The 11,473-nt window shown below is 61.8% G+C and carries 7 protein-coding genes; 4 read left to right on the top strand and 3 right to left on the bottom strand.

Annotated features, from left to right (window positions below; genetic code table 11):
- Positions 1 to 136: 136 nt before the first annotated feature.
- From dxs to ACW9HW_RS15440, 3 genes are all read right to left on the bottom strand, one after another.
- On the bottom strand, positions 137 to 2,035 hold the full coding sequence (gene dxs, locus ACW9HW_RS15450; RefSeq protein ID WP_457400625.1) for a 1-deoxy-D-xylulose-5-phosphate synthase: 1,899 nt from the start codon (positions 2,033 to 2,035) through the stop codon (positions 137 to 139).
- 91 nt (positions 2,036 to 2,126) lie between these two features.
- Positions 2,127 to 3,014 (bottom strand): (2E,6E)-farnesyl diphosphate synthase, encoded by an 888-nt coding sequence (gene ispA, locus ACW9HW_RS15445; RefSeq protein ID WP_095197208.1) that lies wholly within the window; start codon positions 3,012 to 3,014, stop codon positions 2,127 to 2,129.
- Positions 3,011 to 3,253: an exodeoxyribonuclease VII small subunit gene (locus ACW9HW_RS15440; RefSeq protein ID WP_007894317.1), complete on the bottom strand. Its 243-nt coding sequence runs from the start codon at positions 3,251 to 3,253 to the stop codon at positions 3,011 to 3,013. The genes ispA and ACW9HW_RS15440 overlap by 4 nt, the downstream gene beginning before the upstream one ends.
- Before the next feature lie 482 nt (positions 3,254 to 3,735).
- On the opposite strand from ACW9HW_RS15440, the gene ACW9HW_RS15435 reads away from it, so the two are divergent.
- From ACW9HW_RS15435 to ACW9HW_RS15420, 4 genes are read left to right on the top strand one after another with little or no spacing between them, the layout of a single operon-like run.
- The gene (locus tag ACW9HW_RS15435) at positions 3,736 to 4,524 is read left to right on the top strand and encodes a YfaP family protein (protein WP_457400624.1); all 789 of its coding nucleotides are present in this window, start codon (positions 3,736 to 3,738) and stop codon (positions 4,522 to 4,524) included.
- A gap of 35 nt (positions 4,525 to 4,559) precedes the next feature.
- Positions 4,560 to 6,284, top strand: a complete 1,725-nt coding sequence (locus tag ACW9HW_RS15430; protein ID WP_457400622.1) for a DUF2138 domain-containing protein — start codon at positions 4,560 to 4,562, stop codon at positions 6,282 to 6,284.
- Positions 6,254 to 6,919, top strand: coding sequence for a DUF1175 domain-containing protein (locus ACW9HW_RS15425; protein WP_457400621.1), 666 nt, complete (start codon positions 6,254 to 6,256; stop codon positions 6,917 to 6,919). The genes ACW9HW_RS15430 and ACW9HW_RS15425 overlap by 31 nt, the downstream gene beginning before the upstream one ends.
- Positions 6,916 to 11,472 carry an alpha-2-macroglobulin family protein gene (locus ACW9HW_RS15420; protein ID WP_457400620.1) on the top strand — a complete coding sequence of 1,519 codons (4,557 nt, stop codon included), beginning with the start codon at positions 6,916 to 6,918 and terminating at the stop codon, positions 11,470 to 11,472. Before ACW9HW_RS15425 ends, ACW9HW_RS15420 begins: the two co-directional genes overlap by 4 nt.
- Position 11,473 lies beyond the last annotated feature (1 nt).

Raw genomic sequence — 11,473 nt, 5'->3', positions numbered from 1 at the left:
TTGGTGGGAAAGGGACACAAGAAGTGTGGGAGCGAGCCTGCTCGCGAAGGCGGTATGTCAGTCAGTTACCAAGTCGACTGACACTCCGCTTTCGCGAGCAGGCTCGCTCCCACAGGTTTTGCATGCATCCAGAGATTTACAGGTTGAGCAGCTGCAGGCGCTCGCGAATCGAAGCTTCGATCCCGGCTTCATCCAGTCCACACTCAGCCAGCATTTGCGCAGGCTTGGCGTGTTCGACGTAGATATCCGGCAAGCCCAGGTGCAGCACCGACTTGAGGATGTTTTCCCGGGCGAGGAATTCGCTGACCGCTCCACCGGCGCCACCCATGATCGCGTTCTCTTCGACGGTCACCAGCAGCTCGTGGCTGGCGGCGATTTCACGCACCAGTGCTTCGTCGAGGGGTTTGACGAAGCGCATGTCGACCACGGTGGCGTCCAGCTTCTCGGCGACTTTCAGCGCCTCGGCCAGTTGCACGCCGAACACCAGCAGGGCGACTTTGCTGCCCTGGCGGCGAACCACGCCTTTGCCGATTTCGATCGGTTCGAGGTCTTTCTCGATGGCCGCGTTCGGGCCATTGCCGCGCGGATAGCGCACCGCCGCCGGGCCTTCGTACAAGTGGCCGGTGGTGAGCATTTTGCGCAGCTCGTTTTCGTCGCTCGGGGTCATCACCAGCATGCCGGGGATGCAACGCAGGAACGACAGGTCGAAACTACCGGCATGGGTCGGGCCGTCCTCGCCCACCAGACCGGCGCGGTCGATGGCGAACAGCACGTCGAGGTTTTGCACCGCCACATCGTGGACAAGCTGGTCGTAACCGCGCTGCAGGAACGTTGAGTAGATCGCCACAACCGGTTTCGCGCCTTCGCAGGCCATGCCGGCGGCGAGGGTCACGGCGTGTTGCTCGGCAATCGCCACGTCGAAGTAGCGCAGCGGGAAGCGTTCGCTGAAGGCCACCAGGTCGGAGCCTTCCTTCATCGCCGGCGTGATCCCGACCAGACGTGGGTCGGCCGCTGCCATGTCGCACAGCCATTCACCGAATACACCGGAGTACTTTGGTCCACTGGCTTTTTTCGGCGCGGCGGCCGGTGCATCCAGCGGTTCAAGTTTGGTGATGGCGTGGTAACCGATCGGGTCGACTTCGGCCGGGGCGAAGCCTTTGCCTTTTTTGGTGACGATGTGCAGGAACTGCGGGCCTTTGAGATCGCGCATGTTGCGCAGGGTGGCGATCAGGGTCGGCAGGTCGTGGCCATCGATCGGGCCGATGTAATTCCAGCCCAATTCTTCGAATAGCGTGCCGGGAACCAGCATGCCTTTTGCGTATTCTTCGGTGCGACGGGCAATTTCCCAGGCACCGGGCAGGCGCGACAGTACTTTTTTGCTGCCTTCGCGCATGCTGGCGTAAGTGCGGCTGGAAAGGATCTTCGCCAGATAGTTCGACAAGCCGCCGACGTTGCGCGAGATCGACATGTCATTGTCGTTGAGGATCACCAGCATGTTGGCGTCCACTTCCGGCGCATGGTTCAGCGCTTCGAACGCCATGCCGGCGGTCAGGGCGCCGTCGCCGATCACGGCAATCGCCTTGCGATCACTGTTCTGCAGCCGGGCGGCAATCGCCATGCCCAGCGCGGCACTGATCGAGGTGCTGGAGTGGCCGACGCCAAAGGTGTCGTACTCGCTCTCGGAGCGGCGCGGGAACGCGGCAATGCCGTCCTTCTGGCGCAGGGTGCCCATGCGCTCGCGGCGACCGGTGAGGATCTTGTGCGGATAAGCCTGATGACCCACGTCCCACACCAACCGGTCGTCCGGGGTGTCGAAAACGTAATGCAACGCGATGGTCAGCTCGATCACGCCCAGGCCGGCACCGAAATGCCCGCCGGTCTGACCGACCGTGTAGAGCAATTCCAGGCGCAACTCATCGGCCAGGGTTTCCAGCTCGGCTTCGCCTAACCGGCGCAGGCCGTCCGGCGTGTCGGCACGGTCGAGCAGGGGCGTGGTCGGGCGCTTGCGGGGAATCTCATGAAACGTCGTGGGCATCAGGCGAATCGTTATAGGTATAAAAGATGCGGCAGTTTACCTGATGCATCGGTCCCTGCCCACGCGTTGGTCTTTTTTGGCGGATACGCCGTCAGTTGCGGCGTTCGACGATATAACGGGCCAGGTCGCGCAAGGGCTCGGCTGCCGCGTCAAACGGTCGCAGGGCGTGCAGGGCCTGATCGCGCAGTTCCAGGGCGTAGGCCTTGGCGGCGTCGAGACCGAGCAGGGACGGGTAGGTCGGCTTGTCGCGGGCAATGTCGGCGCCCTGGCGTTTGCCCAGGGTTTCGGTATCGCTTTCGACATCGAGGATGTCGTCCTGGACCTGGAACGCCAGGCCGATGGCCTGTGCATAAGTCTGCAGGGATTTGAGTTCGTCCTTCTCGGCACGGCCACTGGCCAGGGCACCGAGTTTGACGCTGACCTCGATCAGCGCGCCGGTCTTGTGCCGGTGCATGTATTCGAGGGCCTTCTGATCGAGTTTCAGGCCGACCGAGCCGAGATCGATGGCTTGACCGCCGACCATGCCCGCCGGGCCTGCGGCCTGCGCCAGGGCGCTGACCATCTGCAGACGAATCTCGGCGTCGGCGTCGCTCAGGCGCGGGTCGAGCAGGGCGCTGAAGGCCAGGCTCTGCAAACCGTCGCCGGCGAGGATCGCGCAGGCTTCATCGAATTTCTTGTGAGTGGTTGGCTGGCCGCGACGCAAATCGTCATCGTCCATCGCCGGCAAATCGTCGTGCACCAGCGAGTAAGCGTGGATCAACTCCACCGCACAGGCCGCGCCGTTGGCTTGCTCGGCCTTGCCGCCCAGTGCTTCGCACGCGGCGTAGGCCAACAGTGGGCGTACGCGCTTGCCGCCGTTCATCACGCTGTAGCGCATGGCTTCGTACAAACGCGCCAGCTCCGGGCCCGGCGCGGTGAACAGGGTTTCCAGGGCCGCGTTGACACGGGTCTGGCTGGTCGCCGAATACGCTGCAATCATTCCGGTTGATCCGCGTCGAAGGGTTCCTCGGCCAACTCGCCATCGCGCTCGAGCAGCACCTGAACCTTTTGCTCGGCCTGGGCCAGCGCCGCCTGGCAATCGCGGGTCAGCCCGATGCCTTGCTCGAAAGCGGTCAACGAGTCTTCCAGCGACAATTCACCGTTCTCCAGACGCTCCACCAGCGTTTGCAGGTCGGCGAGGGACTGTTCGAAATCCAGTGCAGCTTTTTTGCGGGCCATGGCGGCGATTTCCGGTTGACGTTAAACCGGCGCGACACTAGCAGATAGGGGGTTTATGGGCAAATGAACGGGGGATTTCGGCACTACTGTTTTTGGGGTGGAGCCAATCCTGTGGCGAGGGGATTTATCCCCGTTCGACTGCGCATCAGTCGTAAATCCGGACAACGCATATTGTCGGATCTGACGTTAGGGGCCGCTTCGCAGTCCAACGGGGATAAATCCCCTCGCCACAAACTGAGTGGCGACTCGACTCTACGGTTATTCGGCTCATTTTGTGAGCCGAATAGGAGCCCTAATCGGCTCACCGTGATTCCTCCCGCAAATCCAGCTGCATCCGATTGTTAAAAAACACCCGCCCGTCTAACCTTCGTGCCATATCAGACCCTCTATTCCCGGGTCTTTCAGACGAAACGCAGTATTCGCCTCTGTAACGCGCCGAGGATCAGGCGCAAGGTTTCGTCATGCATGGCAGGAGGCGTCACATGCGTTCATTCCTTTTGCTGCTGATCGGGCTGGCCTGCACGCCGGCCTTGGCCGCACCGGGTGCCGAGTTGTCGGAGCCGGTGGGCGGCTGGCGCTTCAATGGCTTGCTGGATCGTACGGAAAACCCGCAAGTCGCCTATCCCACGCCACCCATTGACCGGGGCGTGCAGCGTAACCGCACGATGATCGAAGGCCAGCTCAAGGCCATCGGCACGCAACGCGGTCCCCATACTCTGGCGGTCAATGGCAACCCACTGAATCTGTACACCGACGATCAGGGGCGTTTCGCCCGGCCGTACGCGTTCGGTGCCGGTTCCAACAGCGTCGAAGTGCGTAGCGCCGAAGGCCAGTCGCTCAAGCGCGTTCAATTCTATGAAGCCAACAACCTGCGCACGCCAGCGCGGATTCGCGTGGTGCTGGGTTGGGACGATCCGAAAGCCGAACTCGACCTGCACATCGTTACCCCCGATGGTCAGCATGCGTTCTGGGCTCGTCCGGCGATGAGCAACGGCGGTGGCCTCGACCCGGATGGCGTCGATGGCCCCGGCCCGGAAATGTTCACCATGACCGCGCCGCTGCATGGCACCTATCTGGTTTACGTGAACTATTGGGGCAACTTCGGCAGCGGCGGCTATAACTTCGATGAGGCCGGCAACCAGAACGAGGTGATCACCTCGCAGATCAATCTGGTGCTCAACGAAAACACCGTCGACGAGAAACGCGAGACCTTCCTCGTGCCCTTGCGTGCGATCGGTGACCTGCTGCTGGTCAAGACATTCAACTATTGAGCATCCCGCACCACGGATGAATTGGGTTTGTATTCATGAGCGACAGCAATGATTTACCGGCAGCCCCCCCGGCCGCCGAAACACCGAGCGTCAAACCGTCACGCCGTTGGCCGGCCATTGTGGTCGGTGCGTGCCTGGTCGCGGGCGTGGCTGGTGGCATGGGCTGGTTAATGCAAAAAAGCAAAGCCCCGGCCCCGCAACTGGCGGCTGAAAAACTCGGCATGAGCCGCCCTGATGGCTTGCTGGAAACCCGTTCCCTGAGCCAGTTGCCCAAGGACTTGCTGGCAGTGCCGTTCCTCAAGGCAACCCTGACCGAAGATTTCGTCTTCTATTACGAAACCCACGCCGACCGCCTCGGGCTGATCGGCAGTCTGCGGCGGATCATTTACGAACACGACCTGAAGTTGCAGGACACGTTGATCGAGCAGCTCTTCGATCAGCCGGCCGATGTGGCGCTGTGGCGTGGGGCGGACGGGCGGCTCAGGGATTTCCTGTTGGTGATGGATCGCGGCGGCCTGGCCAAGGTGCTCGAGCCCCTGGCGAAAGTGGCGCTGGATGATTCGCAACTGAGCAAGATCGCTGACGTGAAAGTCGGCGCCGATGACGTAGCGCTTTATCAGCTCACGTACAACGCCAGCAAGGCGCTGCTGTTTGCCTCCCATGGCGACAAACTGGTGGTGATGTCGAATCCGACCAAGCTCTACGATCCACAAAGCGGGGTCACGCAAGAGTCGGGCAGTGTGTCGACCCAAGCCATTGCCGCGCTGCTCAACGGCGACAAATTGTTCCCTGAAGCCTTCGGTCTGCAACCCCGTGCACCGGAGGTCAAGCAGCGGCTATCGGTCAATGCCAGTGTGTTGGCCATGGGCTACCAGCGTTTTATCCCGAACTTCGCCGGCCTGCGGTTCGACATGGACGACAAAGGCTGGCACAGCTTCCTCGCCATGGACGAACTGGACAACCAGCCGGATTTCGATTTCAAACCGATCTGGCAAGCCATGCCCATGGGCGCCAGCGCTTGCGTGGCCTTGCCCCTCGCTGTCGAACACCAGAAGCCGTTGCTGGTGAAACTTGGCGCCGAAGAGAACACAGCCCAGGTGTTGATCGAGCACATGGCGGGTGCCGCGGGCCTGTGCTGGTACGCCGATTCGCGGCTGTACACGCCGTTGCTGGTGGCCAGCCTCAAGGATGAAGGCAGCGCCAGACTCGATGGTGATCTGGGCAAGCTGTTCGGTTCGATGGTGGGCGCTTATGAAGGCAAGGTCGAAGAACATGTGTTCCCGGTCGTCGAGAAACAGGAAGGCACAACCCATCAATGGCAGCGCCAGGTCAGCTCCAATTTCGGCCCGTATGCCGCCAAGGACGCCGAGCAGCCAGACGCAATCAGCGGCAAGGCGTTCATGCGCGTGAGCCTGGCGCGGCATGGTTCGACGTTGCTGTTTTCCCTCGACGACAAGCTGGTGGGCAAGGCGCTCGGCACCCTCGACAAACGCTTCCCGCCCATGGCGGATGTGGTGCCGAAAGACCTGCTGATGCCGGTCTATTTCGGCCCGGATTCCATGGCGCAACTGATGCAGCAGGAAACCCTTGATAGCCTGCCCCAGGACATGGAGCCGGTGTTCTATAACGCCGCGCAAACCTACCTGATTCCGAAACTGCGCACGCTCGGCGGTTACGGCAAGTACGCCCTGACCCTGCCCGAAGGTAGCGAGCCCGACGGCCACTGGCAATGGCTGCCGCTGGAGTGGAAAGCGCTGTGACTGGACTGATCCGAAGCTTCGGCCTGTTGGCGCTATTGCTCACGGGGCAGGTATTGGCCACCGAAACGCCGGTGCTGGATGTGCAGCAATCCCAGGTGTTCCGCGCCTGGTTCGTGCGCATCGCTCAGGAGCAACTGACTCAAGGCCCGAGTCCACGCTGGTATCAGCAAGACTGCGCCGGGCTGGTGCGCTTCGCCGCCAATGAAGCCTTGAAGGTCCACGACGACAAATGGCTGCGCCGCAACGGTCTTTCCAATCGCTACCTGCCGCCGGAGTTGCAACTGAGCGATGCCCAGCGCGGCCTCGCCCAGCAATGGCAACAGGGCGGCGGAAAGGTCGGGCCGTACGTTAACGCGATCAAGCTGATTCAGTTCAACAGTCATCTGGTCGGTCGTGACGTAGCCCAGGCGCGGCCCGGTGACCTGATGTTTTTCGATCAGGGTGACGACCAGCACCTGATGATCTGGATGGGCCGCTACATCGCCTATCACACCGGCACCACGACTCCCACCGATAACGGCATGCGTTCGGCAAGCCTGCAACAACTCATGACATGGAAGGACACCCGATGGATACCCGATGCCGCCAACCCCAACTTCATCGGTGTCTATCGACTGAATTTTCTCTCCCAATGATCGGTGCGCGCATGCTGCGTTTTCTGCCTCTGCTGTTGGTTATGGCGCTGCCTTTTTCGGCGGTGCAGGCCGAAGACACCGTCGAGCCGAGCGGTTATACGCCGGTGGCCGGTGAAAGTTTTTTCCTGCTGGCCGACAGCAGTTTTGCCAGTGACGAACAGGCGATGGTGCGCCTCGAAGCGCCTGGTCGCGACTATCGCCGCTTCCGCATGGAGCCTTACGGCGGTGCGGACATTCGGGTGTATCGGATCGACAAGCCGCTGGACTTCCTCAAGCGCCAGAAGAACCTGCACCGTGTAGTCAGCGATGGCCAGTTCAAGGGCGAAGGCCTGTCGAACACTCTGGCGTACCTGTGGGACAACTGGTATCGCAAATCCCGTCGGGTGATGCAGCGGGCGTTTTCCTACGAGTCGCGGAAACAAGTCACCGAGGAAGTGCCGGAGCTGAAAATGGGCGCCGCCATGGCCGCGCCAACACCCTACGACGCGCAGCCGCAATTCGCATTGATTCCGGGTCTGCCGGTGGTCAGTCAATTTCGTTATCCCTTGTGGCAAGCCAAGCCGATCCAGCCACCGGCCGGTGTGAATCTGGCCGGGTCCTCCAGTGAGTTCGTCAGCGTCGCGCCCGGCAACGTCTATATCCCGCTGGGCAACCTGAAACCGGGTCTGTACCTGGTGGAAGCGCTGATCGGCAAGTACCGCGCGACCACCATGGTCTTCGTCTCCAACACCGTGGCGGTGAGCAAGATTGCCGGCGATGAATTGCTGGTGTGGGCCGCGCGCAAACACGAAGGCAGTTCGGTGCCCAAGGTCAATGTGCTGTGGACCGACGGCCTGGGCGTGATGAGCAGCGGCACCACCGATACCGAGGGATTGTTGCGCCTGAAACACATCAGCCCCGAACGTTCGTTCGTGATCGGTGAGGACGAGGAGGGCGGTGTTTTTGTCTCGGAAAACTTCTACTACGACAGTGAGATCTACGACACCAAACTCTATGCATTCACTGACCGACCGCTGTATCGGCCGGGGGACTGGGTGTCGCTGAAAATCGTCGGCCGCGAGTTCAAGAATGCCCGGGATTCGGTGCAGCCAGCGGCCGCCGACGTCAACTTGACCGTGCTGGATGCGACCGGTACCGCACTGCAAAGCCTGGACTTGAAACTCGATTCCAAGGCCGGCACCCAAGGCCGTTTCCAGTTGCCCGACAATGCCGTGGCCGGTGGATATGAGTTGCGGTTCAACTACAAGGACCAGGCCTACAGCAGCGCCTTCCGCGTGGCGGAATACATCAAGCCGCATTTCGAGATTTCGCTGAACCTGGCCAAGCAGGATTACCGCACCGGCGAACCGGTCAAGGGCAACCTGGTGCTGCTGTACCCGGACGGCAAACCGGTGGCCAGCGCCAAGCTCAGCCTGAGCCTGCGCGCCCAGCAATTGTCGATGGTCGATAACGAACTGCAATACCTGGGGCAATTTCCGGTGGAGCTGACCAGCACCGAATTGACCACCGATGCCAAGGGCAACGCCACCCTCGACCTGCCGGCCGCCGAGAAACCGAGCCGCTACATGCTCACCGTGTTCGCCAGCGATGGCGCGGCGTATCGGGTCAAGACCACGAAGGAAATCCTCATCGATCGCGGTGCAGCGAATTTCCGCTTGAGCGCACCACAGCGCTTCAGTGCAGTGGGCGACAAGGTGGCGTTCAGTTACGCCAATGAAAGTGAGCAAGCCCAATCGGTTGCGCCGAGCAGTTACGGCTGGGTACGACTGGAAGATCAGAGCACCGGCGACGGCAAACTGACGGCCACCGATAAAGGCTTCATCCTGGCCTTCGAGCGTCCGGGCACTTACAACCTGACGCTCAGGGATGACCACGGCCGAACCCTCGGCGCTACCGGGCATTCAGTTACCGGCGACGGCGTCAAAGCGGTACCCGGCACCGTGGAAATCGTCCTCGACAAGCCTGAGTACAAGGCGGGCGATGAAGCGTTGGCGCTGATCACCTTCCCCGAGCCGATCAGCGATGCACTGCTGTCGCTGGAGCGCGACAAGGTCGAGGCCACCGCGTTGCTCTCCAAGGGCGGTGACTGGCTGCAGATGGAAAAACTCAGCGACACCCAGTACCGCGCCCGCATCCTGGTGAAGGACAGCTTCACGCCGAACCTGACGTTCTCGGTGCTGTACACCAAGGGTGGCCAGTACAGCTTCCAGAATGCCGGGATCAAGGTGATCGTGCCGCAGATTGACGTGGCCATCGCCACCGACAAGGACACCTATCAGCCCGGCGACACCGTGTCGGTGGATCTGACCACGCAGTTTGCCGGCAAGCCGATCCCGGCGCATTTGACCGTCAGCGTGGTCGACGAAATGGTCTACGCGCTGCAACCGGAAGTGGCGCCGAGCATTGACCAGTTTTTCTACCATCCACGGCGTAACAACGTGCGTACCAGCGCCAGCCTGTCGTTCATCAGCTACGACGTCGCGCTGCCGGGCAGCCCAGGTGCACCGGGCAAGGCCAACCGCAGTGAGCGCGGGGTGAAAGTGCTGGAGCGGCCGCGTCGCGAAGACGTCGACACCGCCGCATGGCAACCGGAGCTGGTGACCGATGCCAACGGCAAGACCCGGTTCACCTTCAAGATGCCCGACTCCCTGACCCGCTGGCGTATCACTGCCCGGGCCATCGCCGATGACGGTCAGGTCGGGCGGAAAAAGCAGTTCGTGCGTTCGGAGAAACCGCTGTACCTGAAGTGGAGCGGGCCGAGTAAATTCCGTGCGGGCGACAAGCCGGATCTTGGTGTGTTCGCCTTCAGTCAGGCCGAAAACCTGGTCAAGGCTGAGCTGGTGACTCGGTATGCGGGCAGCGAACAACGCGTTCCGGTCACGCTCAATAGCGGCATCAACTACATTGCGCTGCCGGCGTTCGAATGGGCCAGTGGCGAGTGGACCGCCGAACTTGTGCAGGACGGTAAAACCGCCGATGCCCTGGCCGTGCGCCTGACCGCGAGCGGCGAAGGTTGGCAGGTCACGCAAAGCCAAAGCCTGGACGTCGCCAGTGGTGACACACCGCTGATCCTGCCGGCGGATGCCACGGATATCCGCTTGCGTCTGGATGACAGTCCGCAAGCGCTGTTCCGTTCGGCCCTTGATGATCTGCTGAGCTATCCGTACGGCGGCGTCGAGCAGACCGCCAGTCGCCTGCTGCCGCTGAGCATCGCTTATCCAGCCCTGTCGTCGAATCCGCAGATTCGTGATCGCCTGCGCCTGATCATGCAGAACAGCCGCTTGCGACTGGTGCAAATGGCCGGGCCGTCGGCGAGCTTCACCTGGTGGGGCATGGACGGCGAGCCGGACGCGTTCCTCACTGCCTACGCCTATTACGCCGACTGGCACGCCAGCCAAGTGCTGGAACTGAATCTGCCGCCGGAACATTGGCAGCGGGTGCTGGAGGTCTACGCCAAGCAGGCGAAAAACACGCCGCTGTTGCAGCGTGCCTTGATCCTGTCGTTCGCCAGACAAATGCAGTTACCGGTGAGCACCTTGCTCGCCGGCTTGATGGAGGAGCTGGCGCAAGCCGGCGAGGGCAACGCCGCGAACATGATGGATGCGGGAGACGACAGCCTCGTCATGAGCGATCCGGATTCGGCGCTTGGTCTGGCGGCTGCCCGGGTAATGACGGCCTCGCTGGCCAAGCAATCGAAGGTCGCTCTGCCGGACGCTTTCAACCGACAACTGGGCGACGCACAACAGCGATTGGCCGTCAGCTCCCTGCCGTTTGCCGAAGCCTTGAACCTGTCGCTGCAAGCCTTCGATCAGGTCCGCGCGACAGCGTTGCTGCAACGTTTGTTGCCGCAACAATCAACTCTGGAACGGGCACTGGCCCTGACCTGGCTGCAACGTAGCATCGAACAGACTGCACCCGCCGTGGCACTCACTCCGGGTGAAAGCTGGAAGCAGGCGCGAGGTGTGACCGGCGAGGTGTACTGGCAGTGGCAGGGCGCTCAGATACCCACCCTGTTGTCACTGACCGGTGCGCAAGAACGTCCGCTGCGCGCTGCCTTGAGTTTCCGGACCCGGCAACCGCAAGTTGATCCAATGGCCGTGAGCATCACCCGACGCCTGTCGCGACTGGTGCCGGGGGACGAGGCCTTCACCTTCAAGCTCGAACCGGTTGGCACCGCGCCGTTGTCCAGCGACAGCCTGTACCTGGACGAAGTGATCCTCACCAGCAAGGCCGCGAAACCGTTGCGCTATGGCTTGCTCGAAGTGCCGCTGCCACCGGGTGCGGATGTCGAGCGTACGACATGGGGCATCAAACTCATGGGCAAGGCCGGCACCGAACCGACGGCGCTGGAAAAAGCCCGTTTCGAACCGGGGCAGCTGGCCTATGCGGTGCCGGTGGATGCGTTGAGTGGGGAACTGCGTCTGCGGCATTTGGTGCGATTTTCGCAAAAGGGGCAGTTCAACCTGCCGCCCGTGCGTTTCACCCAGGTGTATGCACCGCAGCATCAGGCCCAGGAACAGAAACCGGCGCTCGGTCAGGTCACGGTCCACTGAC

This window comes from Pseudomonas sp. SDO5532_S415, from assembly GCF_054071155.1.
This window is presented reverse-complemented; position numbering and strand designations above follow the sequence as displayed.